Source organism: Pseudoalteromonas sp. SMS1 (assembly GCF_021530565.1).
Classification (GTDB): domain Bacteria; phylum Pseudomonadota; class Gammaproteobacteria; order Enterobacterales; family Alteromonadaceae; genus Pseudoalteromonas.
The window spans coordinates 29,626-54,566 of record NZ_JAKGBI010000015.1; the positions used below are offsets into that span (position 1 = coordinate 29,626).

A 24,941-nucleotide genomic window follows, 5' to 3' on the forward strand; every position below is an offset into this window, starting at 1 on the left:
TACTTTAATTATCAATTTCTTTTGTTGAAATATTTGCGCCTACAGCGCGAAGTTGTTTGAACCTTTCTCGTGCAGCCTGTTTGGCATGTGGCTCCACCGGCACAAAATCGTAAACCAGCTCAAATCGTCGGATAAAATCCGGGACTTGAGTGGCGAGGTTGATCAGTGTGGAGCGCCTTCCAACTGGTGGCATTTGTCCAATTTCCACTGGTGCCCCCCCTTTTGGGCCCTCACCTTGTAAATTATGAGGTACGAAGCTTTCAGCATCGAACTGCCACAAATATTCGTCAATAGCATGGGCATCTTCTACGTTGTCTACATAAATAAACACACGTTGCCCAGCACGGTATAGTTTAGCAGCACTACGTGCTGCAAGATCAAAATGAGCCGGGACTTGCTGATTGGGCTCATGGTCATGCTTTAACACAAAAAAGCGTGCGTTGATTGACATGGCATGTGACTTATATTCAGTCCTGAATTATTGGCTTAGCGCGTGCCGCTTAGCCTCAATTCAGCGTTCAAAATAAAGCCGCATTCTGACACAGAATGCGGCTATCATCAATCTAGAGTCGCACTTGAGTTAAGTTAATTAGTGCTAGGACTCGATATTGCAGTGTTAATTAATCTTGCATACCTTCAGTAATGTTTGCTCGATTTAAAAGGTATTGCATAAGCATAGGAACTGGTCTACCCGTGGCGCCTTTGTTGGCTCCGCTGCGCCACGCGGTTCCCGCCACATCAATGTGTGCCCAATTATACTTTTTCGTAAATTTAGACAGGAAACAGGCAGCAGTAATCGTCCCCGCTGCTTTACCACCTAAATTAGTAAAGTCTGCAAAGGGGCTCTTCAATTGCTCTTGGTAGTCATCCCACAACGGAAGCTGCCAAGCTCGGTCACCACTTTGCTCAGACGCTTTCAGTAAATCATGTGCCAGTGGGTTGTGGTTAGATAATAACCCAGATGCATGATGGCCAAGTGCAACAATGCATGCGCCGGTCAGTGTTGCCACGTCTACGACGGTGTCTGGCTCAAAAGCTTCGACATAAGTCAGTGCATCACACAGTACTAAACGGCCTTCTGCGTCGGTGTTCAGTACTTCTACAGTTTGGCCTGACATGGTTGTTAAAATATCACCAGGACGATATGCGCGACTACTTGGCATATTTTCACAGCCGGCTAAGACACCAATGACGTTAAGCGGTAATTGCATTTGTACGACGGCACGCATTAAGCCTAACACACCCGCTGCGCCACCCATGTCGTACTTCATTTCATCCATTCCTTCACCTGGCTTTAACGAAATACCGCCAGAATCAAAAGTGAGACCTTTACCAACAAAAACAATGGGGGCTTGTTTTTCTGAGGCGCCATTGTAATGGATCACGGACATGACAGACTCATTTTCACTGCCACGACCGACCGCAAGGTAAGAATGCATACCGAGCTCTTCCATCTCTTTCTCGCCGACTAAATTAACCGTGACATTGTCAAATTCTTTGGTCAATTGTTCAGCTTGCTCGCCTAAATAACGCGGGTTACAAATATTAGGTGGCATATTTGCAACGTCTTTACACAGCTTTGCGCCCGCAGCGATGGCTAAACCATGCTCGATCGCATTTTCACCAATCGTCAATTCTCTGCGCGTAGGGACATTAAAGACGATCTTACGAAGTGGACGTCTTGCTTCGCTTTTTTTGCTTTTTAGCTGATTAAAGGTGTATAAGCAATCTTGGGTCGTCTCAACCGCTTGACGCACTTTCCAATAGGTATCGCGGCCCTTAACATGTTGCTCTGTTAGAAAGCACACTGCTTCCATAGAGCCTGTTTCATTAAGTGTATTAATGGTTTTAGATATGATTTGCTTGTATTGTTTGTCATCAAGCTCTCGTTCTTTACCACAGCCAACTAATAAAACGCGTTCGCTAAGTACATTGGGTACATGATGGAGTAATAATACTTGCCCTGGTTTACCTTCTAGGTCACCACGGCGTAATAAATTAGAAATGTAGCCTTCGCTGATTTTATCCAGCTGCTCACCCACCGGCGATAAACGACGTGGCTCATACACCCCAACAACAATACACGCACTGCGTTGCTTCTCTGGACTACCACTTTTAACGCTGAATTCCATTGCGACTCCTGAGTCTAAGTTATGCCATTTTCAACTTTAAATGCCAAATTACATCAAGTTAACTAAGTTACTTTAGTGCACCCGCACTAGTAGGATATTTGATTTTGATGGCATATAATAAAGTGACTAAAATAACCAGTTTACTCAAAATTTCCTACTATTCCAGTGAAATGAGACGTTTTATAGGGGCGAACATTGCTAATTTTTCGATATTTAACTGCTGAAGTTTTAAAATCGCAGGTCGCCGTTTTCCTTACCTTGATGACAATTTTTCTCTCGCAAAAATTTGTGAAGATTTTAGCAGAGGCTTCGGGCGGCGGAATTCCGGGAAAACTTGTGTTGTCCTTTTTGGCGCTTAATTTACCTAAGCTTGCCGTGTATATTCTGCCTTTGAGCGTTTTTTTAGGTATCATTTTAGCGTATAGCCGGATTTATGCTGACAGTGAAATGACCGTGTTGAAAGCGTGTGGTGTCAGTGAGTGGTATGTAGTCAGAGTGACATTGGCTTCCAGTTTGGTAATGGCTTTATTGGCGGCTTTTATTAGTTTATATGCCGCGCCTTGGGCAGGCGAAAAGCAAAATCAATTGCGCGAGCAGGCAAATGCTGAGTCTGGCTTAACCCAGTTACGTGCAGGCCGTTTCCAACAAACGGGTAACGAAAAAGCGGTTGTGTTTATTCACAATACCAGTGAACAAGGCACTGTGCTAAACAAGGTATTCGTGGCACAGCTACCCGAAAAAGAATCTAATCATGCCGCGCGCATTGTGTATGCACAGCAAGGGGAAGTCGTTGATGGTGATTCAGGGGAGCAGCAGCTGATCCTTAAAGATGGTAAAAGATACGAAACGGACGGCTTTAGCCAAGCGTTGAATAAAACAGAATTTGGCAGTTACCAGGTGCAAATCCAAGAGCAAGAAATTGAGCGTAGGCGTCGGGAACTAGAAGATCTACCATCGTCACGTCTACTTGAATTGGATACCCCCGAGGCTGCGGCACAATTACAACTTCGTATCGCCACGCCGATTTCAATTATTTTACTGACGCTGTTGGCTGTGCCGCTCAGTGTTGTAAACCCTCGACAAGGTAAATTTGCTAAACTTGTGCCTGCAATTGGGATTTATCTGGGTTACTTCATTCTTTTAAACGCGGGTAAATATCTCGTTGCGGAGAGTAAAATTCCACCGTCTATTGGTTTGTGGTGGATTCATTTGAGTGTGCTATTTATTGGCACATACTTAATCGTCAAAGGTCGCCCTTTTGGTGTCTGGCTCAGATCGATACTGAAGAGAAGGGAGGCCGTGGCATGATGAAAACACTTGATTGGTACTTGGGGCGCAGCATCTTACAAACAACCAGTTTCGCGCTTTTGGTATTTGTTGGCATCAATACACTGATAAAATTTATTGAACAGCTGCGGTCGGTGGGAAGGGGCTCTTATGAAGTAACGGATGCCCTCCTGTTTACGTTATATAGCGTACCAAGCGACATTGTGGTCTTTTTTCCAATGGCGGCATTGATTGGCGGATTAACAGGATTAGGGGCGCTTGCATCAAGTAGCGAATTGGTGGTGATGCAAGCTGCGGGTATGTCTCGGTTGCAGATTATTGGGTCTGTAATGAAAACCGCCATAGTGCTGGCAATATCGATGATGGCATTGGGTGAGTGGGGCGCACCAGAAGCCGAACGCACAGCAAAACAATTGCGTAATCAAGCGATATACGGAGGGGATGTATATGATGCGCAGAAAGGGGTTTGGGCTAAAGATGGCAATAACTTCATTAATATTGCAAATGTTGAGCAGTCGGGTGAGCTAACAGATGTCAACATTTATCATTTTGATGATGAGTTGAACCTAAAACACATTACCCGTGCCCAGTCAGCGATCCCGTCAAATGACGGTTGGCAATTAAAAGCGGTTGAAGAGGTACTCATCTCTGAGGAGCAAGTGAGTACTTTGTATGCGCAATCGAGTGTGTATGAATCTCAATTAACGATTGATCGGCTTGGTGTTGCTTCTTACGAGCCTGAATCATTGTCTTTCAGTGGTTTGCTTTCTTATTTAAATTACCTTGAACAGAATGAGCAAGACACCAGTCATTATGAGCTAGCCTTGTGGCGAAAAGTCATGCAGCCGATAACAATCGCGGTGATGTTACTCGTGGCATTGTCGTTTATATTTGGGCCATTGCGCTCCGTTAGTATGGGAGCTCGGATCATCATGGGGGTTGTGACTGGGTTGATTTTCCACTTAAGTAACGAGGTGTTTGGCCCCATTGTGATGGTCTATCAAATCCCACCCTTGGTTGGGGCGATTATGCCAAGTATCATTTTTACCATGGTGGCGATGTACTTCTTGCAACGCAGACAATAAACAAAAAGGCGCATTTGGCGCCTTTTTGTTATCAAGCGAAATTAATCATCGAGGCTGTCGTAGACTCTCTTGTTCTCTTCTTTACTCAATAAGACAACCTCAGTTTTGCACACTAAATCTTGTAAAGCACGCCTGTGCTTTCTGTCTAGAATAACAATGAGGTTACCTAGGCCGAGTAATGCGGTCAGGCTTCTTGCAATTGCTTGTGGCCAGCTTAGTAACTTTCCATCTGTACGCTGCACTTTTAATCGCCATGCTCTCATCCCAATCGTTTGACCACTTTTGGTCCAAAAATAACCAAAAAATACGACAGACACAGTAATGAGCATCATCGTGCGTAAATAATAAAGTATGGGCGTTGCCTGAATCAATGCCGTCACATCTTCATGCGTGCCAAGAGAGAACAAGCCAATTGATATCATGCCTTGTACTAAAACTAAATAAATGATGGTTGTCAGCATGGCAAACGCAATAACCACGAGTGCATCATAAATTAATGATGCGAGTCGTCGAATAAACCCTGCGCGAGGAAATGGTGTCATAGGAGCACTCAATAAAAACTATATGGCCAATATTTTACACAATATCGTCCGCTTTCTTTATTAAAGCATATATATTTTATGATTTTGGTCAAATACCCAACACTTAAACACTTTTATCAAAAAAACTGCTTGCTAGCCTGTCACATATTTGTATAATGCAGGGCATAGAGACGAGGGCAAATAAAAAAAGCCTAAGCTCAAAGTGGTTTTTCTTTATCTTCTCATAGCTAGAAGATTAAAGAAAAATGATGCCAGTGTGATGGAATTGGTAGACATGACGGATTCAAAATCCGTTGCCTTCGGGCGTGGCGGTTCAAGTCCGCCCACTGGTACCACTTTTTATAGCCCCAGAATGATTTCTGGGGCTTTTTTATTTCTGCTGAACCCTCATTCACCTTATTTTTCCTGTCTATATACTCGCTATTTGGCCAATCAAAATGAATGTGCCCAATATAAACGGTGCGTTATAGTTTTACTTCTTGCTTTTGAATGCTGATTAAATAATCCTTTTCTTTTGGGGAGAGGTTTAAGCCTTCTAAAGTTTCAATATCTATCTTTACAGGTTCATTGTATTTCATCATGTAAATTATCGAGTCGGCTAGCCTTACTTTATGTCTTGTGGATACAAATATAAATGTCGTATAAATCACAGACAGTACAATCAGTAGTAATAACACAAGTATAGTCGCTAAGATTTCCATCACGTTCCCCATCAATATTTTACTTTATGATGATGGCAAGTGTGACTATAAAATTGTTCATAAAACATACATAGTGCATAACTTTCACTATGCCTATGTCTATATTGGTATTTATTGCAAAATGGGTCGGTTTCTTTTGGCTTAATTGTTTACGCTAGATTGATAATTCTCGACTAAACTTGATCTGGGGCGAGAGACAATTTAGGTTATTTTTGTGCAGTTAAAACAATCACTTTTATTTTTTAAAACGGCCGCTATCGGGTCTGCTTTGGTTATTATGATCGTAAGTTGGGTCATGTATGTTCAGCTTCAACAGACGAGAGAGCTTAACGACCGCTTATTCATGTTGCAAACACAAATACAGCGTTTACTCGATCAGGAAGAGCGCTTTCTGGTTGAGCGTCAACGAGAAAGTTTACAGTCTATTGAGAAGCATCGCTTTGCATATAAAGATAGCTTTAGCCAGTTATTGAACATGCTGGTCTCACAGCAAAGAGATCTTGATCTGCTCTTTAAATTGGATGAAGAGGTTAAGCGTTTTACCCTTAAATATGAGCAGCTGGCTTCGATGCAAGCGTTATTAGGCTACGATAAAAGTGAGGGGGTGTACGGTAATTTTCGACGTCAAGCGCATGCTTTACAGGATATTGCCAAAACAGCCAATCACCCGGACCTCGAAATTTTAATTCTTGAGCTTAGGCGAAGAGAAAAAGATTTTTTACTTAGGTTAGATACGAATTATTTGTTGTTACATCGTGAGCTGCTCAACAAAGCTCGAACGCTGATAACGGCGCAGTTTCCAGATAAATCAGCGCAGATGTTGTCTACATTAAACCAGTATGAACAAGGGTTTAATACCTATATTAATGTACTAAAACGGCAGGGGTTAGATCATAGCCAAGGCGTTAGAGCGGATCTTCATCAGTTAAAGTTGTCCATTAGAGACCACTTTGAAGTCGTATCAAAGCAGCTGTTTAACCAATCGCTAGAAGAAAAGCAGCAATTGGTATTGGCGTGTTTGGCTATGATTGTGTTTATTAGCTGTTGCAGTTTGCTCCTACTGTACATTCTCAATAGCCGCATTTCCGATCATATTATTGCAATTAGCCGTGTGTTGAAAAAAGTGGCTCAGCATGAAGACTTTTCACTCAGGGTTGGCATAAAAGGCGAAGATGAAATCGCGCAAATAGCCCATTATTTAGATGATTTATTGGCGTTTATAGAGACACTCCTAGAGCGGTTAACCGCTGCACAACAAAGGTTGATTGAAGAAGCAAAGATGGCAAGTCTCGGAAATATGGTGAGTGGCTTTGCGCATGAGCTCAATACCCCTTTGGGCGTGGCCATAACCAGTCAATCGCTACTGAAAGAGCAAGTAGAAACTTTGAAAAAGGATTTGGAGTCAGGGCAGTTACAAAAGCATACACTCACCAACCTCATTGATGAAGCGGAAACGGCGCTTTATCTATTAGAAAATAATTTGCACAGAACGGCATCTTTAATTAACGATTTTAAAAAAGTCTCTGTTCAACAAGAGTATGATGAAATCCAAGAATTCAATCTAAAAACTCTTGTGGAAGGCGTATTTGATTGTTATCAGCATGAATTACAAGCGCCAGATTACCATGTAGATCTGGAGATCCCGCAAGCACTCATGTTGAGCAGTTATCCTAACGTCTTTGCGCAAATACTGACATACAGTCTAAACAACAGTATTCAGCATGGAAAATGTGAGGGTAGGCCCTTAAATATCGTGGTCTCTGCCTTGGTCGTGAATGAGTATATTCACCTGTACATCAAAGATGATGGCAATGGCATTGATAAAGAGCTACTGCCAGTAATTTTTGAACCTTTTATCACCACGCAACGTAACCAAGGTGGTATCGGGTTGGGGCTCAGTATTATATACAACTTGGTGACGCAAAAGCTCAAAGGGGAAGTTAAAATACAAAGCCCCGCGCATGGCGGGGCTTGCTTACATATTATTTTGGCGAATACGCCGTTTAAGCTTCAAGAGCATTAAGCTTTTTTACGTGCAACCCATTCGTCAACGAATTGCTCAAGTACATTGAGTGGTACAGGGCCATTCTTTAAAACGACGTCGTGGAATTCACGGATATCGAACTTGTTGCCAAGCTCTTTTTTCGCGTCTTCACGTAACTCAATAATCTTGTTCATACCGATTTTGTATGCCGTAGCTTGACTTGGCATGACAATATGACGCTCGACCATTTTGACTGCATCAGACTTTGCATTTGGGGTGTTGTTTACATAGTAATCAATCCCTTCTTGACGAGTCCATTTCATTGCGTGGATACCGGTATCAACCACTAAACGGCAAGCACGCCATAGTTCCATAGCCAAACGACCAAAGTCAGAATACGGGTCTTCATATAGGCCCATTTCTTTAGGCACTAATTCAGAGTACAGACCCCAACCTTCCACGTAAGCAGTATAACGGCCAAACTTACGGAATTTAGGCATGTTTTCTAGCTCTTGTGCAATTGCAATCTGCATATGGTGTCCAGGAATGCCCTCGTGGTAAGCAAGTGCTTCCATTTGGTATGTCGGCATCGCTTCCATGTCATACAAGTTAGCATAGTAGATACCAGGACGCGCGCCGTCTGGAGATGGCTGTTGATAGAATGCTTTACCCGCTGCCTTTTCACGGAATGCTTCAACACGCTTAACGATCATGTCTGCTTTTGGCTTCACGATAAAGAGTTCATCTAGGCGAGACTTCATATTATCGATCATCGCAGTCGCATCAGCCAAGTACTTCGCTTTGCCTTCTTCTGTATTCGGCAGGTAAAATTGCTTGTCGTCACGCATAAACTGCATAAAGGCTCTTAAATCGCCCTTAAAGCCTACTTTTTCTTTAATTTCGCGCATTTCGTCGTGAATACGAGCCACTTCTTGTAGGCCGATTTTATGGATTTCCTGCGCGGTCAGATCCGTAGTGGTAGTACGTTTAAGGGCGTTATTGAAGAACTGCTCTCCGTCTTTGAACTTCCAAACACCATCTCTAGAATCAGCGCGTTTTTCTAACTTGTGCAAATAATTGATTAGCTTGCTATAAGAAGGTTTTACAGCGGTTGTTAGTGCCGTTGTTACTTCGCTGATCAGCGCCTCTTTTTCGTTTTGTGCAATCTCTAATTTATTTACTTTGCGTTTGAAGTCCGCAAGAATGGCAGAATCATCACCTGCTGCGAAAGGCGCGCCTTTGATGATATTTTTACTTGAGTCGATGACATGAGGAAATACAAACTTAGGCGCGATAATGCCTTTGTCTGCGCGTACTTCTAAGCCTTCGATTAACTGATCAAATAACTTTGGCACCCCATTCAGACGTGAAATGTATGCTTTTGCATCTTTCACATCACTGATCTGGTGCTGATTGATTAAAAATGCAGGGACCATGGAGTGTGTGCCATACATCTGATTGACAGGGTATGAATAATGGCGCCACTGGAAATCAGCAATCGTGTTTTCAAGGCTCTGCTTGAAGAGGTCGTAACTCACTTGTGTGTTGGCGTCCAGCTTGCTACGGTCAATGGCGTTGATTGCCGCTAAATCTTGCTTAGTGAGCGCCAAATCTTCTAATGCTCTTTCGTCCGAGTTATCATCCCATTTATCATAATCGGTCTTAATACCCAGGTAAGTTTGATAAATTGGACTACGCATCACGCTTCTGTTGAATGACTCTTCAAACAGTGTATTGGCTTTTTCTACCTCACTTTGAACAACTTGTTGGACTGCTGTAACAGGCTTTGGTTGTTCAGCTGTTTGCTGACAGCCTGCTAGCAAAACCGCAGATATTGCAGTAGCGACAATGGTAAGTTTACGCATGTTTTACCCTTTTTATTTTCTGTATTAAGAGGTTATCTTTTATTTATATTGAGACTCATGAGCTCAGTGTAGGTCATTATATGAGATGCGACGAATCCCAACATGATTGTGAGACCAATAAAAAATTGATTATTGTATAAATCGCTTTAATTTACCTTAAATTAAACGAACAATTCTAGCAGGTCATTTAAATATCTATGCCCTTTATTTGTTACAAACCATGAATCACCTTGATCTTCTAGCAACCCGGATTCAATTGCGCTTTGAATTTGGGGGGCTATTTCATTCAAAGTGAGTCCAGTGTAGTCAACAAATGCCTGTTTGGAGGTCGATTCCAGCAACCTAAATGTGTTCATAAAGAACTCGAAAGGTCTGTCTTGCGCCTCAACATGCCAGCTATCGTAAAGGTACGGTTTGGTCAAATCCATGTACCCTCTGGGGTGTTTAACTTTAACGGTCCGCAATATGTTGTTTTGTTCAGGTAAAGTGATTTTGCCATGCGCGCCACAGCCAATCCCAAGGTAATCCCCAAAACGCCAGTAATTGAGATTGTGTTGACATTGAAAGTCGACTTTCGCATAGCCAGAGATCTCATATTGGATATAACCGTGTTGTCTCAAGAGCGTTTGACCCGCTTCTTGAATTGCCCACAGCGTTTCATCTTCTGGTAACTTGGGGGGCTTAGAAGCAAATTGGGTATTGGGCTCAATCGTCAGTTGGTACCATGATAGATGAGGCGGGTTAAGTTCAATTACCCGTTGAAGGTCACTCAGCGCATCATCCAACGATTGATTTGGTAAACCGTGCATCAAATCCATATTAAAGCTCTTTAGGCCTGCATCATGTGCTTCGGCCGCCGCATTAATGGCCTCTTCTTCACCATGAATACGTCCTAACGCTTTAAGCTTGTCAGTTTGCAAGCTTTGTACACCGATTGAAATGCGGTTGATGCCTGCTGCGACATAATGCTTGAAGCGGTCGCTTTCGACGGTGCCTGGATTCGCTTCTAGGGTGATCTCTATATTATCTTCAAACCCAATTAAGGCTTCGATCTGTTGCAAAAGATAGACATAAGCATCACCAGAAAGTAGGCTTGGCGTACCTCCACCAACAAAAATGCTATGCAGCTTTCGCCCTTGCACCCACTGTAAATCAGATTTGAGATCGTCCAATAGATGTTGAATATATTCTTTTTCTGGAATAGTCCCCTTTTGACTGTGACTATTAAAATCGCAATAAGGACATTTTTGCACGCACCAAGGTACGTGCACATATAAACTTAATGGTGGAAGGTTCACAGCTTGCTCGTAAAGTGGGTCAATAATTGTTGCAAAGCTTGCCCTCTATGGCTAATTGCATTTTTTTCCTGTTTGGTTAGCTCAGCGGCCATGCGTTGACATGATTTTACCCAGAAAACAGGGTCGTAGCCGAAGCCTTGATCCCCATGTTGCTCAAGTGCTATCTCACCTTCCCAGCTCGCTTGACAAATAATTGGGGTCGGGTCATTGGCATGTCGCATATACACCAGTACACACCAAAAACGAGCACTGCGCACTTCGCTGTTACCGAGGTCGCTGAGCAATTTGTTTATATTGTCTTGATCTGACGCGTTGGCACCTGCATAGCGGGCAGAATAAACGCCTGGTGCACCTTTTAATCCGTCAACCTCTAACCCTGAATCATCTGCAATAGCAGGAAGACCAGTCTCTTTGGCTGCATGACGCGCTTTGATAATTGCGTTTTCTACGAAGGTTGTGCCAGTCTCTGCTACGTCAGAGACATTAAATTGACTCTGCGGCAGCACTTCAATATTGAGGGACTCAAGCATGGTGCCTAGTTCATTGACTTTGCCTTGGTTACCAGTGGCAAGTACGATTTGGTTTGTCATATTACTTAATCTACATAAAACTTTTGTTGAAACTGTAAAACTTGCAGTTTATCGCCTTGTTTGATTTGTATGTCAAAACGGTAAACATCTTCATTGTAGTAGTTGAGCTGCGCGAGATAATAAACGGCATCTCCATCAACGACTTGTTTGAACTCTAAATCTTGTTTGTTGCCCAATAAATTTTTGGCAACGCCGGTCATCTGCACCTGTTGTGCGGTTTTGACTTGATCCTTTGCTAACACTGAAATGTTGATAAGTGCTTTATTGTCATCACGCACGACGCCATACGCTTTGGCGACATTCGGTTGGATAAAGGTAGAAGGAAACGCAATATAGTGCACTTCCCAATTGCCTAGTACTTTAAACTGCCCACCAGATTCCGTATTGGCACCAGCCAAACTGGTGAACAAGATTAGAAACATGATTAAAATTAATCTCATAGCTTTTACCTCAGTAGATTAGTACATGAAGTCCGCAAACAGCTTTTGCAAGAATACCATGCCAATCAGTACCACCATTATAGACAAGTCTAATCCACCCAGTGGTGGGATCACTTTGCGAATGGGTCTCAAAAACGGTTCTGTGAGCTGTTCAAACACTGCGGCTACAGGGTGATAGCCTTGTATTACCCAGCTCATCAATGCGCGGATAACCAGTACCCAAAAAACTAAACTGAATGCTTCTGTGAGCATGGTTAATAAACCACCTAATGCCACACCCGCCGGATCCAAATAGCCACCAAACACCAACATCATGACGGACACTTTTGCACTGGCTACTAGAAAAGCCAGCACTAAAGAAGCCACATCAAACCCACCAAGTCCCGGGACGATTTTACGCAGAGGGTTTATCGCGAAAGACGTTGCTTTGACGATCGCTTGACTCAGAGGGTTGTAAAAGTCGACGCGTGCCCATTGCATCCAAAAACGCAATAACACGACCATCAAAAATAAATTGAACAAGGTTTCTATTAAAAAATGCATTGCACTCATGGCGATTCCTTAAATTTGTTTTTCCATTTCCTGCGCGCGGGCGATACAGGCGTCCATCGCATCAGCAATGGTATCTGACAACTGGTTATTTTTCATAAACTCAATGGCTGCATGGGTTGTACCGCCTTTAGAGGTAACATTAGCACGCAGTTGTTCTAGGCTAATTTCACTCTGGGATACCGCCATTTGCGCGGCACCAAGTGCGGTTTGCTGTACGAGCTTTCTCGCTGTTGGTGCGTCAAAGCCTAAGTCTTTTGCTTTTTCTTCAATCGCCTGCATAAATAGGAAAAAATAGGCAGGAGAAGAACCTGTGACAGCAATAATATCATTGATTTGGGACTCTTCGTTGAGCCATGAGGTAATACCTGTGGCACGAAAGATGTTATCAATAAAAGTTTGCTCGTCTGCATCGATGTCTTGACTAAAGAGACCTGATACGCCGAGCCCAACAAGAGAAGGCGTATTGGGCATACATCTGACAATTTTCGTTTCGTTGTTGAGCATTTCTCTTAAACGGGAAACGGTGATGCCCGCTGCAACAGAAACAATGATTTTGTCACGTAAATCTAGATTGTGCTGTTCAAACGTGGCACATAAATCTGCCATCATTTGAGGCTTTACTGACAAAACGATGACATCGGCGTTGTTCACTGCACTGATATTATCGCTGGTGGTTTGTACACCAAAGTCAGCACTCACTTTAGCTAACTTTTCGGTATTACGGTTTGTCGCTATGATATCTTGTGCCACAAAACCATTTTTTAACATGCCACCGATAATGGCATAGCTCATGTTTCCGGTGCCGATAAATGCGATTTTTTTATTAGACATGTGTTGTTTGTGCCCTTTATTGTCTTTGACCAAAAATATCCGTACCAATACGAACCATCGTGGCGCCCGCCGCAACTGCGGGTTCTAAATCACCACTCATGCCCATTGAAAGTGTATCTATTTGTGGATATTGGGCCTTTAGTCTATCAAAGCAATCTTTCATTTGCTGAAAATATTGTTTCTGTATCAGAAGGTCATCAGTTTTTGCGGTAATGGTCATCAAACCACGTAGAGAAAGTTGTTTAGAGTCATGTATAAAATCTGCCAGTGCTTGTACCTCAGCGGGCAAGCAACCTGATTTATTTTCGTCTTCACTAATGTTTACCTGAATCAAAACATTCAGTGGCTTTAAGTTGGTTGGCCTTTGCTCATTGAGTCTTCGAGCAATCTTGACACGGTCGACGCTTTGCACCCAACTAAAATGCTCTGCGATGTGGCGTGATTTGTTTGATTGGATTGGGCCAATAAAATGCCACTCGATATCTCGACACTGTTTAAAGTGAGTGACTTTATCGACGGCTTCTTGGACATAAGACTCACCAAATAATCGCTGACCTGCGTCATAAGCTTGTTGAATCAGCTCAATTGGCTTGGTTTTTGATACCGCAAGAAGTTGAACAGGGTCAGTTTTATGACTATTTTGTTCAGCTTTTGCGATGCGATCGTAGGCGTTATTTAGCCGTTCTGCTATTGTAACCATATTATTATTTGCTCGTTGTGGAGTCATAGATGGATATTACTGAATTATTAGCCTTTAGTGTGCAACATAAAGCCTCGGATCTACACCTTTCTTCAGAGGTTTCTCCGATGATCCGCGTAGACGGAGACGTTCGTCGCATAAACATTCCCGCTTTAGAGGCGAAGGATGTCAATAGCTTAATATACGATATTATGAATGATAACCAGCGCAAGGACTATGAGCAAAATCTTGAGGTAGATTTTTCGTTTGAAGTGCCTAATTTAGCAAGGTTTCGTGTTAATGCGTTTAATGCAAGCAGGGGACCTGCGGCGGTTTTTCGTACAATCCCGAGTCAAGTGTTAACACTTGAAGAGCTAGGTGCACCTGATATTTTTAAACAAATATCAGAAAATCCACGCGGGTTAGTGTTGGTAACAGGGCCTACGGGGTCGGGTAAATCAACCACACTGGCCGCCATGGTCGACTATATTAATAGTAATAAGCATCATCATATTTTGACGATTGAGGATCCCATCGAATTTGTGCATCAAAATCAATTGAGTTTGGTGAATCAGCGTGAAGTGCATCGCGACACGCATAGTTTTAATGCCGCACTGCGTAGCGCGCTTCGTGAAGATCCGGATGTCATTTTGGTCGGGGAACTGCGTGATTTGGAAACCATCCGATTGGCCATGACAGCGGCAGAAACAGGTCACCTAGTATTTGGTACTTTGCATACGACCTCTGCACCGAAAACCATCGACCGTATTATTGATGTTTTCCCTGGAGAGGAGAAAGACATGGTACGTTCTATGTTGTCTGAATCTTTGCAAGCGGTTATTTCACAAACGTTAGTGAAAAAGGTGGGAGGAGGCCGAGTTGCGGCGCATGAAATCATGTTGGGGATCCCCGCTATTCGTAACTTAATACGTGAAGATAAAATCGCACAAATGTATTCAGCGATTCAAACTGGCGCACTGCATGGTATGCAAACGATGGATCAGTGTTTGATGAATTTAGTGAATCACGGCTTGATAACGACCCAAGATGCATACAAGAAAGCACATGATAAAAATCAATTTGGTAGTGGGTATTAATTATGGCATTACGTGATTACTTGCAGTTGATGGTAGACAAAGAAGCCTCGGATTTATTTGTTTCTTCGGGTCTTGCCGTAAGTGCAAAAATTGACGGTGAATTACGTGCGTTAGATGACGAAGTACTCGATAAAGCAGGTTCATTGGCGATGGTTGAGTCGGCAATGAGCGATGCTCAAAAGCAGCAGTTTCACCATGAGAAAGAGTGTAACTTTGCTGTTGCCAATGATGTAGGGCGGTTTCGTGTTTCGGCTTTTTGGCAACGTGACTGCGCTGGCATGGTGATTCGACGTATCGTAACGGAAATCCCAGATGTGACACAATTGGGCCTGCCTTCGGTTTTGACGGATGTGATTATGTCTAAACGCGGTTTGGTACTATTTGTTGGTGGAACGGGGACTGGTAAGTCAACTTCGCTTGCGGCATTGTTGGGGTATCGCAACCGAAACCAGCGAGGGCATATTTTAACCATTGAGGATCCCATTGAGTTTGTTCATGAGCACCGCAAAAGTATCATCACTCAGCGTGAAGTTGGATTGGATACAGAGAGTTTTGAGGCGGCGCTGAAGAGCTCATTGAGACAGGCTCCCGATGTCATTTTAATTGGGGAGATCCGCTCTCAAGAGACGATGGAATATGCACTCAGTTTTGCTGAAACTGGACACCTATGTGTGGCAACTTTGCATGCTAACAATGCCAACCAAGCCATAGATAGGATCATGCACTTAGTGCCAAAAGAGAAGCACGATAAGCTTAAGTATGACTTGGCACTCAATTTACGTGCAATCGTCGCTCAGCAGCTTGTACCCAACTCTAAAGGTGAGGGAAGGGTTGCTGCGATAGAAGTGTTGCTTAATTCACCGATGGTGGCTGAGTTAATCAAGAAAGGCGATATTGGTTCCATTAAGGAGACCATGTCCAAATCAAAAGAAATGGGGATGCAAACGTTCGACCAGGCGCTATTTGAATTGTATAAAAACCAACGTATCAATTACGCCGATGCCTTACACCATGCTGATTCGCCTAACGATCTGCGGTTAATGATTAAACTGCAAAACAATGAGCAAAAAGGAGCTGGCTTTTTACAAGGGGTCACGATTGATGGTTTGGAAGGCAAGAAAAACTAAGTTTGTTTATTTAGTTGCTTTCTACTTAATGGGCCTAGCGAGTGAAAGCTGGGCTCGGTCTCAGTATATTGACATTTATATTAGAGATGATGTTTATGTCAATTATACGTCTTTGCTGAATGGCCGCTCCCCCTTAGAGGTCAATGACTTTGGCTCTCAGTTTGTGCGCCGTGACGTGGTGGATATGGTGCTCTTGCATAAAGCACTGTTGTTGGGAGGGTTTGATAAACCTTTTAGATATCGCCCAGGGAATGTCAACTTTAGAAACTCAAACTTACTTGATCAGGGTAAGCAGTTGCTGAGTTTCGATACCTATTGGCTTGAAGAAGCACAACAAAAAGAAGATAAGTTATTTATCAGTGAACCCGTTGTGAGGAAAGGGGAGTTTTATGCGGGTATTTATCATGCTAGGGATAACAGGCGTGTACAGTATATTGCATCCCTAGAAGACCTGCGGGGGTTGACGGCTGTTTCCTCAAACCGTTGGCCAGTAGATTGGAATACCCTCAATGACTTACCGTTAAAAGAGTTAGTCAACGAGCCTAACTGGGCCGCTCAAGCGCAAATGGTCAACAAACAGTGGGTGGATTTTATGTTGATACACTTAATCCCGTCAGCAAAGAATGACTTTCAACTTGAAACAATAGACTTGGTATCTCATTCTAAGTGGGTGGTATTGCTAGATAGCAGTCGCCATTTTGTCGTTTCTCGATTACATCCTGAAGGGGAGCGAGCATTCATGGCGTTACAACGTGGGCTTAAGAAGCTCAGGTTGCAGGGAAAAATCGTCGATGCGTATCGACAAGCTGGATTAATCCCTGATATGACAAAATATAAACAGCTGAATGTGTCAGCTCAATAATGGCGTGTTTTGACTACTCGTCCCACATTTGCTCAAAATAACTTTCAAGAATAATCACGGCGGACATTGCATCGACATTGTCTTTGGCCAAAGAGCGATAACCACCTTGATCAAATAGCCTTGCTTTGGCATCTGTTGTCGTTAAACGTTCGTCTTGGGTTTCAACGGGAAGGCGATAATTGTTATGCAGTCTATTTGCGAATTTTTTCGCTGCAAACGTAACTTGCTGATTAGTGCCGTCCATATTGAGCGGCAATCCAACCACCATCAAATCCGGTTGCCACTCATTGACATGTGTTTCAATATCGGACCAGTTTGGAATGCCATCTCTTGCTTTCACCGCACCTAGGCTCGTTGCTGTGCCCGTAATTTCTTGTCCTATGGCCATTCCAATACTTTTGGTGCCAAAGTCAAACCCCATGACCGTACGTTGGCCTTTTGGGGTTTTTTCTTTTTTACTACTCATACTATCTATGCGTGTCCTGCTTGGTTACTTAACTGCGCTATGTCAATACCGAGCATACTGACTGCTTTTTCCCAGCGCTTTTCTGGTGGCGTACTAAATATAATCTCCGGATCTGCTTGGATAATAAGCCAGGAATTTTCTAAAATTTCTTTCTCAAGCTGTCCTTTTTCCCATCCTGAATAGCCAAGCGTAATAATAAAAGCGTCTGGGCTATCGTGGTAAGTGAGGGAAGCGAGTACATCTTTCGAGGTCGTAATCATAATATCCGAGCTGAGCTCCTTGCTGGAAGCATACCCTATTTTAGGTGTATGCAGTACAAAGCCTCGATCAGTATGCACTGGGCCGCCTGCAAACACGGTTTGGTCTGCAGCATGGCTTGTCTTATCGTTGTCTATTTCTATCTGATCAAGAAGTTCACCAACAGTGACATCAATGGGGTGATTTACAATAAGCCCCATTGCGCCTTCTTCGTTATGTTCACATATATAAGTAACCGAACGCTTAAATAGCGGGTCCTGCAAGTTAGGCATCGCGATAAGAAAGTGATTTGCTAATGATTGCATGCGTGACCCCTTCTATGTTTAACTTTCAGTATGGTTGAGTTTTGCTTCAATGGCATCAAAAAACTTGTCCATAATAGATATATCGTATGCAGCTTCAATTTCCTTAACACAGGTTGGCGCTGTCACGTTAATTTCCGTTAACTTATCGCCAATAATATCTAGGCCGACAAAAATAAGCCCTTTTTCTTTGAGTGTCGGCGCCACCGCTTCGGCAATCTTTCTATCGCTGTCACTGATTGGCCTTGCTTCACCTCGGCCACCAGCTGCAAGGTTACCACGAGTTTCACCGCCTTGCGGGATACGTGCTAGGCAGTAGGGTATGACTTCACCGTCAACAACCAGTACGCGCTTATCTCCCTCTTTGATCTCTGGGATGTAGTTTTGTGCCATTGCAAAGCGTTGACCGTGCTCCGTTAAAGTTTCACAGATAACACCAATATTAGGGTCATTGTGTTGCACTCTAAAGATGGAGGCGCCACCCATGCCATCTAATGGTTTTAGAATGATGTCTTGGTGCTTGTCTAAAAATGCTCTAATTTGCGACGCATTGCGTGTGACTAACGTATCTGGTGTGTGTTCACTGAACCATGCAGTAAACAGTTTTTCATTGGCGTCTCGCAGGCTCTGCGGCTTGTTGACGACTAAGGTACCTTCTAATTCAGCACGCTCCAAGATATACGTTGCGTAGATATATTCAGTATCAAAAGGAGGATCTTTACGCATTAAAATGACATCTAAGTCACTCAGGGCGATGTCTTGCTTTTCCTCCAGCTCATACCAATGCTGTTGGTTATCAAACACCTGAGCTTTTGCAGCGGTTGCTCTGCCCGCACCTTGATACAAATACAAGTCACTCAGTTCCATGTAGTACAGCTCATAACCCCTGTGTTGTGCTGCCATCATCATGGCAAAACCAGTATCTTTTTTGATGTTAAAACCACTGATTGGATCTGAAATTATCCCGAGTTTGACTGCCATTGCATTTACCTTATGAGTTACTGTGTGCGTATCGTATGGTGCGACAAATATTTTGCCGCGGTTTACAAGCTATATGAGGTCTTATTTAGTAATTTAAAGAGCTAAATCACCAAACTGCAATTGTAGTGCACTTAAAACCGTCAGAGCGGCAGTTTCTGTGCGCAAAACGCGAGGTCCTATTTTGATGTCGACAAAGCCTTGATCAGAGGTGGTTTGCATTTCTTCATCGGTAAACCCCCCTTCTGGCCCCACCAAAAATCTTACGCCGTGCGCCGGCGCAGGCAGTGTTTTAATTGAATGGGCTGCCCTCGGGTGTAAAGTAAGTTTTAGCTCGTGACTCTGCTCGTTTAGCCATTGTTCCAACGTGATGGGAGTATGAATTTTAGTGACAAAATTGCGGCCTGACTGTTCAGCGGCTGAGATAGCTATTTTTTGCCACTGCTGATGTTTTTTAGTTAACCTATCACCACTGAGTTTGACACCACAGCGCGTCGTGAATAAAGGGGTAATTTCACTCACGCCGAGTTCAACTGATTTTTGAATCGTGAAATCCATCTTATCGCCCCTTGAAATACCTTGGCCTAAATGCACTTTCAATGGCGATTCTACACATTTATCTACGAATTCTGTTGGGACTACAGTAACTGTTTTTTTTGAGACAGTTTCGATGGTTGCAAGATACTCACCGCCTTTTCCGTTAAAGAGGCTGACTTGATCGCCCACGCCCATTCGTAGCACGCGCGCAACATGACCTGCTGCATCATCACCCAAGGCAATGGATTGGTTTAACACTAAATCAGAGGGTTGGTAAATATGAGGAATTCGCATCGTGTAAACGTTCTAAGTTTTTAATGCGCTCATGTTAAGGTTTTCATGGCAGTGAGTCTAGCCTAGATTAGCCATGTACAAGAGGGGATTACACACTAGTCAGTTGTGTCGGTTTTGAGTACGATAAATTCACTGAACGTATCTTCTTTGGTTGCCGCGAGACTCGAGTTACAAGTTAAATGATTGTTGTTAAATGGCTCTGTTACTCTATGATAATCGTATCCACTCGGTAATTGCTCAATGGTATAGCGCTCAGCATGCAGAGAGTTGAAGATAAAACGCTGTTTTTCGTCTGCAAGGTGATAGTCTAACGCATATATTAAAACGCCTTTGACTTGATGGTGCTCGTGTAGGTAGGTAGCAAGCTCTGATACACTGATCTCATTATCGAAGTCACAGTAACTGTAATCTTTGATTTGATCCTTAAACATCATTTTTAACATCTGCTTCGTATTGTCACCAGCAATAATAAGCTGGCTAGGCGTGTCAGGAGTTAGTTTTTTGACAAATTCAACAAACTCTTGACTAAATTCCCAGTTGCTATCAACGAGTAAAAAATTATCTAAGTTCAAAGACATAATTCTCCAGAAGCAGGATCTCCAATAGTGTATTCGACGCTTAAATTGAAAACATGTTTATTAGTAAATAGCCCATGGTACAAAAAACAGCAAATTCTAAACACGCAATACCGATATTATCTTGATGGTCAACTTCTAGGCCAATGTTCACTTTTGGCAACACAACTCTGATCAGTAACCGGCTACAGAGGTATAGTAAAAGCCACATAAAAGCAGAGTGAATGAGCACCGTAAGCACGCTGTCAACTATCTGTCCTTCATAGTTGGGTGCACTGTGAAGTCCTGCATAAATTGCCAACGCTAATCCGATGGTTTTTCCCGCGTAGCGGATCCCTATCGATGTATTAGCAAGATTAAAGTTGTCTTGTAGTGAGGCGCCTTGATTAGACCTTGCAAAACGAAATTCTCGCAATTTACTGTCCATTGCAAACAGTAATTGCAAGATGATAAAACAGATGCTGGCGATGAAAAGAGTATTTAAATTGGTTGGCGTAAACCAGTGATATAGGCCGAGGACGAGAATACAATTTCCGACGAGCATTCCAGAATCCACCAAAGCAGCGCACACATTTTGCTTTAAAATTGCCTGTGTTTCATTGAATTGATATAAGATCCACTTGCGGTGAATATATTGACCTAAATAGATATAGGTCCAAATAAGCCCCATTGGCAGTAAGATCTGGGTATGGAGTGTATGTAACTCGAAAGCCGCTAAATGTCCAAAGAAGTAGCTAATGCTGCCACATAATACTGCCACCTTTGCCGCGTAGTTAATCCCAAGTGCAAAATTATCCCGCTGGGCTAGCTCTTTTTGTAGTAGTTTCTTAGCGTGCATTTGCACGATTAAACGCAAACTGGTCAGCGCCAAGCAAATGAGTATTAGGCTGCTTCCAATCACGAAAAAATTGCTGTTTTCTAAAGACAAGTAACTCATGCTCAGTGTAAGGTTGGTGTTATTTAGCGTTACTATAACACTGCCTAACAAATGAGCCACCGCTCGTTGGAGATTTTTGTATGGAGCAAAGCCACATGACATGTGAATTAATGAGTTTAGGACAGCAACGATTTAACGAGTTATTTCCTGAATCGGAGGCTCATGACGATGTTCTTAAGTTATTAGCACTCAGTGACTTTGCATACCGAGTATTAGCGCAATATCCAAATTGGAAAGACTGGTTGCTAGATGATGGGGTGATGCGAAGTCGCCACTGTGAAGAGGTTTTCACCAGCGAAGTGCAAGATATTTCAGAACAAGAAGCGTTTCATTTGTTACGAGTGTATCGAAAACGCTACTGGCTAAAAATCATGTGGCTTGACTTAGTGCTTGGTAATGATGTCGCTGACAGCATTGAATATCAATCTCGACTCAGTGAGCACCTGATATCCAATGCAAACAAGTGGGCATTTGCGCAAGTAGCATTGAGCAACGGGATGCCTCAAAACGAAGCGGGGGCGCCTTTACCCATGCTAGTGCTAGGGATGGGTAAACTAGGTGGTCAGGAGTTGAACTTCTCTTCAGATATTGACCTGATTTTTACCTACCCTCGTACGGCCAAAACCCAAGGGGGTAGACGCAGTATTGAAGCGCAAGTATTTTATACCAAGGTGGCCCAAAAACTCATTGCCGCGCTGGATCAGCGCACGATGGATGGTCAAGTTTTTCGCGTGGATATGCGCCTTAGGCCTTTTGGCGACAGTGGCCCTTTAGTCATGAGCTTTGCAGCTATGGAAGATTACTACCAAGATCAAGGCAGAGAGTGGGAGCGCTATGCTATGCTCAAAGCGCGGTTACTCGGGGAGAAAAACCCTTATTGGGATGAGTTTAAAGCGTTGATTCGACCCTTTGTATTTCGTCGTTATATTGATTTTTCGGTGATTGAGTCGCTGAGAAAAATGAAACATATGATAGCGCAAGAGGTCAGGCGTAAAGGGCTTAAGAACAATATTAAACTGGGAGCGGGTGGGATTCGTGAAGTCGAGTTTATTGTGCAGGCTTTGCAAATGATCCGTGGCGGACGAGAACCTGACTTACAAGTGCCATCACTCCTTAGTGCGCTCAATGTTCTAGCTCGGCTTGAGGTTATCCCCGCAAAAGTGGCGACAGAGTTACAGTCTCAATACTTATTTTTACGTCGGGTAGAGCAGTACTTGCAGGCGTTTAATGATGAACAAACTCAAACGTTGCCCGAAGATGCAATTAACCTGCAAAGGCTATGTATGCTGCTTAATGTAGAACAACCAGCAGCGCTATATAAATTGCTTGAGCAAGTTCAATCTCAAATACGACGCGAATTTGCGCAAGTCATTGGCGAAGAAGCGCATGACTGTGAAGCACTCGATCCAAGCTTTACCTCTGCGTGGGAGCATAGAGACATTGGTTATTTGGAGATCGGTCTGTGTGATGAGGAATGTGGCAAGTGGCAAGCCGTTTTAAGTGCTTTCTATACGGGCATTACCAAGAAGCAAATTGGTGTTCGAGGTAGAGACGTATTAGATCGTCTCATGCCATTGGTGCTCCGGGAAGTTAGCACAATCAAATCATCCGAAACACTTCAAAGTGTGCTCGACATTGTCGCTAAAATTGCTTCACGCACAGCTTATTTAGAACTACTTTATGAAAATTTAGGTGCGCTGCAACAACTTATCAAACTTTGCGCTCATAGCCTTTGGATAGCACAGCAAATAGCACGTCATCCAATATTACTGGATGAACTCATTGATCCCGCCGTGTTATATCGTCCAATACCGATGAATGCATATTACAATGAAATCCAGCAATACTTCTTACGTATTGACGAGGAGGATCTAGAGCTTCAAATGGAGGCGCTCCGACAGTTTAAACAAACGCAGCAGCTTAGGATTGCGGCTGCGGATGCGACGGGGGTTTTAGACATTATGAAAGTCAGTGATCACCTGACCGCATTGGCGGAGTCGATAGTTGCAAAAGCTGTCGACATCGCTTGGGCACAGATGGTGGCACGTTATGGGCAACCTGAAGGAGCAAGTATAGATGCCAAAGGGTTTGCAGTGATTGCATATGGCAAGGCTGGTGGGTTTGAGTTGGGGTATGACTCAGACTTAGACCTTGTGTTTGTGCATAATTGTGACGGCAATAGTCAAACCTCTGGAGGAAAGTCCATCTCCTCTAGACAATTTTATTTGAAACTGGCACAGCGATTGATGCACTTATTTAATACCAGAACACCTTCCGGTATTTTGTACGAGTTAGACACTCGTCTCAGACCCGAGGGGAATTCAGGTCTCTTAGCGATCAATATTGAAAGCTTCTACCAATACCAGCAAGAACAGGCATGGACATGGGAGCATCAAGCTTTGGTGAGAGCTAGAATGATCGTGGGAGAGCAAGCGCTTGTGAACCGGTTTCACAGTATACGCCATGATATCCTCAGTCAGCCGCGTCAAGTCGATGATTTGCAGGATGATATAGTCACTATGCGAGCAAAAATGCGGACTCATTTATCCAAAGATAGCGAGCAAGAGTTTGATCTTAAACAAGGGGGTGGGGGCATGACGGATATTGAGTTTTTGACTCAGTATGTCGTGCTTGCATTTTCCCATGATTTTCCAGCGTTGACGGGTTATTCTGACAATATTCGGATCCTTGAATTAGCAAGCCGTGAAGGTGTGATAAGTGACACGGAGCAAGCCGTTTTGACAAGGGCGTATTGCCAGTTACGAGAGTGTTATCATTTGAACAGTTTGAATGGCAGAGGAAAAACCATTGAAGCACAACACTTGCGAGAGCAAAGCGCAATGGTCAAACAAATTTGGCAGGCCTATCTGAAATAGGCCTTCTTCTTAATTATTTAAACGGCGGCAGTTTTCCCGCACAAATATAGATGGGTTTTCAGTGATGACCGCCGCACGCTGACGATGGCAAAAAAACGTATACACTTCAAACTCAAAGTCATCGTTAATCGCTCGACCTACTTGATATAGGGCGCTCACAAAATCAGAATCGACTCTGAAGTTTTGCTTTACAACATAATCTTTACTGAGGTACCAAAATAGCTCGATGTCTTCTTGTTTCGCATAATTGGTCAACACACTTTTAAGCGTGTTGCCCATTTCAAAACGTCGAGGTTGAGATTCGCCGGTCCACCTTTGGTTGGTTGGCTTTACGACCAATTCCCGTTGTGCTAATGCATCGTCTAACGGGAATGTTGGTTTTCCGATCTCTACGACGAATTTTTCTCGTTCAGTATCTCTTTCATTTACCCTATTGCGGAAGTTCGCATAAAACTGTGAAAGCCCCTGCGCCGCAGCATTGGTTGTTTCTTTAAACTCCATTTTAGGAATATTACCATACAAGAAATAATAGGCTGCCCAAATCAAAATTCCCCCCAACGAGAGGTGCTTGGTCCAAAACCACATTGCGGATAAACGCTTTTTATTTTTTTTCTTAGCCATTTTTCGCGACGCCAGTTAATCGGTG

Annotated in this window: 24 protein-coding genes and 1 tRNA gene; 8 read left to right on the top strand and 17 right to left on the bottom strand. The window is 43.3% G+C overall.

Going from position 1 to position 24,941, the window contains the following annotated elements; translation table 11 throughout:
* Positions 1-4: 4 nt before the first annotated feature.
* Complete coding sequence (locus L1286_RS15940; protein WP_235408040.1) at positions 5-451, bottom strand: DNA polymerase III subunit chi; 447 nt, start codon at positions 449-451, stop codon at positions 5-7.
* Positions 452-620: 169 nt separating this feature from the next.
* Positions 621-2,132 (bottom strand): leucyl aminopeptidase, encoded by a 1,512-nt coding sequence (gene pepA / locus L1286_RS15945; RefSeq protein WP_235408041.1) that lies wholly within the window; start codon positions 2,130-2,132, stop codon positions 621-623.
* 195 nt (positions 2,133-2,327) lie between these two features.
* Between pepA and lptF the strand changes: the two genes are divergently transcribed.
* Together lptF and lptG are read left to right on the top strand one after the other, a co-directional pair.
* A complete protein-coding gene (lptF, locus tag L1286_RS15950) occupies positions 2,328-3,440 on the top strand; it encodes an LPS export ABC transporter permease LptF (RefSeq protein WP_235408042.1) in 1,113 nt (370 codons plus the stop codon).
* The gene (gene lptG, locus L1286_RS15955) at positions 3,437-4,504 is read left to right on the top strand and encodes an LPS export ABC transporter permease LptG (protein WP_235408043.1); all 1,068 of its coding nucleotides are present in this window, start codon (positions 3,437-3,439) and stop codon (positions 4,502-4,504) included. Before lptF ends, lptG begins: the two co-directional genes overlap by 4 nt.
* Before the next feature lie 41 nt (positions 4,505-4,545).
* Here the strand turns inward: lptG and L1286_RS15960 are convergent, their stop codons facing one another.
* Complete coding sequence (locus L1286_RS15960; protein WP_235408044.1) at positions 4,546-5,046, bottom strand: RDD family protein; 501 nt, start codon at positions 5,044-5,046, stop codon at positions 4,546-4,548.
* Between the two features lie 250 nt (positions 5,047-5,296).
* On the opposite strand from L1286_RS15960, the gene L1286_RS15965 reads away from it, so the two are divergent.
* Positions 5,297-5,381: transfer RNA gene (locus L1286_RS15965), tRNA-Leu, on the top strand.
* 580 nt (positions 5,382-5,961) lie between these two features.
* Positions 5,962-7,770 carry an ATP-binding protein gene (locus tag L1286_RS15970; protein WP_235408045.1) on the top strand — a complete coding sequence of 603 codons (1,809 nt, stop codon included), beginning with the start codon at positions 5,962-5,964 and terminating at the stop codon, positions 7,768-7,770.
* On the opposite strand, the gene L1286_RS15975 is transcribed toward L1286_RS15970, so the two are convergent.
* The 7 genes from L1286_RS15975 to L1286_RS16005 form a co-directional block, all read right to left on the bottom strand.
* On the bottom strand, positions 7,767-9,596 hold the full coding sequence (locus tag L1286_RS15975; RefSeq protein WP_235408046.1) for a DUF885 domain-containing protein: 1,830 nt from the start codon (positions 9,594-9,596) through the stop codon (positions 7,767-7,769). The two genes, L1286_RS15970 and L1286_RS15975, sit on opposite strands and share 4 nt — an antisense overlap.
* Before the next feature lie 161 nt (positions 9,597-9,757).
* A complete protein-coding gene (gene hemW / locus L1286_RS15980) occupies positions 9,758-10,894 on the bottom strand; it encodes a radical SAM family heme chaperone HemW (RefSeq protein WP_235408047.1) in 1,137 nt (378 codons plus the stop codon).
* Positions 10,891-11,484: an RdgB/HAM1 family non-canonical purine NTP pyrophosphatase gene (gene rdgB / locus L1286_RS15985; RefSeq protein ID WP_235408048.1), complete on the bottom strand. Its 594-nt coding sequence runs from the start codon at positions 11,482-11,484 to the stop codon at positions 10,891-10,893. Before rdgB ends, hemW begins: the two co-directional genes overlap by 4 nt.
* A gap of 5 nt (positions 11,485-11,489) precedes the next feature.
* Complete coding sequence (locus tag L1286_RS15990) at positions 11,490-11,924, bottom strand: DUF4426 domain-containing protein (protein ID WP_235408049.1); 435 nt, start codon at positions 11,922-11,924, stop codon at positions 11,490-11,492.
* A gap of 18 nt (positions 11,925-11,942) precedes the next feature.
* Positions 11,943-12,476, bottom strand: a complete 534-nt coding sequence (locus L1286_RS15995; RefSeq protein WP_235408050.1) for a YggT family protein — start codon at positions 12,474-12,476, stop codon at positions 11,943-11,945.
* 9 nt (positions 12,477-12,485) lie between these two features.
* Positions 12,486-13,307, bottom strand: a complete 822-nt coding sequence (gene proC / locus L1286_RS16000) for a pyrroline-5-carboxylate reductase (RefSeq protein ID WP_235408051.1) — start codon at positions 13,305-13,307, stop codon at positions 12,486-12,488.
* Positions 13,308-13,323: 16 nt separating this feature from the next.
* Positions 13,324-14,034 (bottom strand): YggS family pyridoxal phosphate-dependent enzyme, encoded by a 711-nt coding sequence (locus L1286_RS16005; protein WP_235408052.1) that lies wholly within the window; start codon positions 14,032-14,034, stop codon positions 13,324-13,326.
* Positions 14,035-14,036: 2 nt separating this feature from the next.
* Here L1286_RS16005 and L1286_RS16010 point away from each other — a divergent pair, with 2 nt between their 5' ends.
* The 3 genes from L1286_RS16010 to L1286_RS16020 are packed head-to-tail and all read left to right on the top strand — an operon-like array spanning position 14,037 to position 17,072.
* Positions 14,037-15,083: a type IV pilus twitching motility protein PilT gene (locus L1286_RS16010; protein ID WP_235408053.1), complete on the top strand. Its 1,047-nt coding sequence runs from the start codon at positions 14,037-14,039 to the stop codon at positions 15,081-15,083.
* A 2-nt stretch (positions 15,084-15,085) separates the two neighbouring features.
* Positions 15,086-16,210 carry a PilT/PilU family type 4a pilus ATPase gene (locus L1286_RS16015; protein WP_235408054.1) on the top strand — a complete coding sequence of 375 codons (1,125 nt, stop codon included), beginning with the start codon at positions 15,086-15,088 and terminating at the stop codon, positions 16,208-16,210.
* The gene (locus L1286_RS16020) at positions 16,185-17,072 is read left to right on the top strand and encodes a hypothetical protein (protein ID WP_235408158.1); all 888 of its coding nucleotides are present in this window, start codon (positions 16,185-16,187) and stop codon (positions 17,070-17,072) included. The genes L1286_RS16015 and L1286_RS16020 overlap by 26 nt, the downstream gene beginning before the upstream one ends.
* Before the next feature lie 13 nt (positions 17,073-17,085).
* Here the strand turns inward: L1286_RS16020 and ruvX are convergent, their stop codons facing one another.
* From ruvX to L1286_RS16050, 6 genes are all read right to left on the bottom strand, one after another.
* Positions 17,086-17,538, bottom strand: coding sequence for a Holliday junction resolvase RuvX (gene ruvX / locus L1286_RS16025; RefSeq protein ID WP_235408055.1), 453 nt, complete (start codon positions 17,536-17,538; stop codon positions 17,086-17,088).
* 5 nt (positions 17,539-17,543) lie between these two features.
* The gene (locus tag L1286_RS16030) at positions 17,544-18,101 is read right to left on the bottom strand and encodes a YqgE/AlgH family protein (protein ID WP_235408056.1); all 558 of its coding nucleotides are present in this window, start codon (positions 18,099-18,101) and stop codon (positions 17,544-17,546) included.
* 18 nt (positions 18,102-18,119) lie between these two features.
* Positions 18,120-19,079, bottom strand: coding sequence for a glutathione synthase (gene gshB, locus L1286_RS16035; RefSeq protein ID WP_235408057.1), 960 nt, complete (start codon positions 19,077-19,079; stop codon positions 18,120-18,122).
* 93 nt (positions 19,080-19,172) lie between these two features.
* On the bottom strand, positions 19,173-19,907 hold the full coding sequence (rsmE, locus tag L1286_RS16040; protein WP_235408058.1) for a 16S rRNA (uracil(1498)-N(3))-methyltransferase: 735 nt from the start codon (positions 19,905-19,907) through the stop codon (positions 19,173-19,175).
* A gap of 95 nt (positions 19,908-20,002) precedes the next feature.
* Positions 20,003-20,485, bottom strand: coding sequence for a hypothetical protein (locus tag L1286_RS16045; protein WP_235408059.1), 483 nt, complete (start codon positions 20,483-20,485; stop codon positions 20,003-20,005).
* A 40-nt stretch (positions 20,486-20,525) separates the two neighbouring features.
* Positions 20,526-21,419: a DUF350 domain-containing protein gene (locus tag L1286_RS16050; protein ID WP_235408159.1), complete on the bottom strand. Its 894-nt coding sequence runs from the start codon at positions 21,417-21,419 to the stop codon at positions 20,526-20,528.
* A gap of 80 nt (positions 21,420-21,499) precedes the next feature.
* Between L1286_RS16050 and glnE the strand changes: the two genes are divergently transcribed.
* Positions 21,500-24,295: a bifunctional [glutamate--ammonia ligase]-adenylyl-L-tyrosine phosphorylase/[glutamate--ammonia-ligase] adenylyltransferase gene (glnE, locus tag L1286_RS16055; RefSeq protein WP_235408060.1), complete on the top strand. Its 2,796-nt coding sequence runs from the start codon at positions 21,500-21,502 to the stop codon at positions 24,293-24,295.
* 9 nt (positions 24,296-24,304) lie between these two features.
* Here the strand turns inward: glnE and L1286_RS16060 are convergent, their stop codons facing one another.
* Entirely contained in the window at positions 24,305-24,916 is a 612-nt protein-coding gene (locus tag L1286_RS16060; RefSeq protein WP_235408061.1) for a TcpQ domain-containing protein, read from the bottom strand.
* Positions 24,917-24,941 lie beyond the last annotated feature (25 nt).

Coding starts and splice junctions, on each gene's coding strand:
- L1286_RS15940 (WP_235408040.1), bottom strand. CDS start 451: ATGTCAATCAACGCACGCTTTTTTGTGTTAAAGCATGACCATGAGCCC.
- pepA (WP_235408041.1), bottom strand. CDS start 2,132: ATGGAATTCAGCGTTAAAAGTGGTAGTCCAGAGAAGCAACGCAGTGCG.
- lptG (WP_235408043.1), top strand. CDS start 3,437: ATGATGAAAACACTTGATTGGTACTTGGGGCGCAGCATCTTACAAACA.
- L1286_RS15960 (WP_235408044.1), bottom strand. CDS start 5,046: ATGACACCATTTCCTCGCGCAGGGTTTATTCGACGACTCGCATCATTA.
- L1286_RS15975 (WP_235408046.1), bottom strand. CDS start 9,596: ATGCGTAAACTTACCATTGTCGCTACTGCAATATCTGCGGTTTTGCTA.
- rdgB (WP_235408048.1), bottom strand. CDS start 11,484: ATGACAAACCAAATCGTACTTGCCACTGGTAACCAAGGCAAAGTCAAT.
- L1286_RS15990 (WP_235408049.1), bottom strand. CDS start 11,924: ATGAGATTAATTTTAATCATGTTTCTAATCTTGTTCACCAGTTTGGCT.
- L1286_RS15995 (WP_235408050.1), bottom strand. CDS start 12,476: ATGAGTGCAATGCATTTTTTAATAGAAACCTTGTTCAATTTATTTTTG.
- proC (WP_235408051.1), bottom strand. CDS start 13,307: ATGTCTAATAAAAAAATCGCATTTATCGGCACCGGAAACATGAGCTAT.
- L1286_RS16005 (WP_235408052.1), bottom strand. CDS start 14,034: ATGACTCCACAACGAGCAAATAATAATATGGTTACAATAGCAGAACGG.
- L1286_RS16010 (WP_235408053.1), top strand. CDS start 14,037: ATGGATATTACTGAATTATTAGCCTTTAGTGTGCAACATAAAGCCTCG.
- L1286_RS16015 (WP_235408054.1), top strand. CDS start 15,086: ATGGCATTACGTGATTACTTGCAGTTGATGGTAGACAAAGAAGCCTCG.
- L1286_RS16020 (WP_235408158.1), top strand. CDS start 16,185: ATGGTTTGGAAGGCAAGAAAAACTAAGTTTGTTTATTTAGTTGCTTTC.
- ruvX (WP_235408055.1), bottom strand. CDS start 17,538: ATGAGTAGTAAAAAAGAAAAAACCCCAAAAGGCCAACGTACGGTCATG.
- L1286_RS16030 (WP_235408056.1), bottom strand. CDS start 18,101: ATGCAATCATTAGCAAATCACTTTCTTATCGCGATGCCTAACTTGCAG.
- gshB (WP_235408057.1), bottom strand. CDS start 19,079: ATGGCAGTCAAACTCGGGATAATTTCAGATCCAATCAGTGGTTTTAAC.
- rsmE (WP_235408058.1), bottom strand. CDS start 19,907: ATGCGAATTCCTCATATTTACCAACCCTCTGATTTAGTGTTAAACCAA.
- L1286_RS16045 (WP_235408059.1), bottom strand. CDS start 20,485: ATGTCTTTGAACTTAGATAATTTTTTACTCGTTGATAGCAACTGGGAA.
- L1286_RS16050 (WP_235408159.1), bottom strand. CDS start 21,419: ATGAGTTACTTGTCTTTAGAAAACAGCAATTTTTTCGTGATTGGAAGC.
- glnE (WP_235408060.1), top strand. CDS start 21,500: ATGGAGCAAAGCCACATGACATGTGAATTAATGAGTTTAGGACAGCAA.
- L1286_RS16060 (WP_235408061.1), bottom strand. CDS start 24,916: ATGGCTAAGAAAAAAAATAAAAAGCGTTTATCCGCAATGTGGTTTTGG.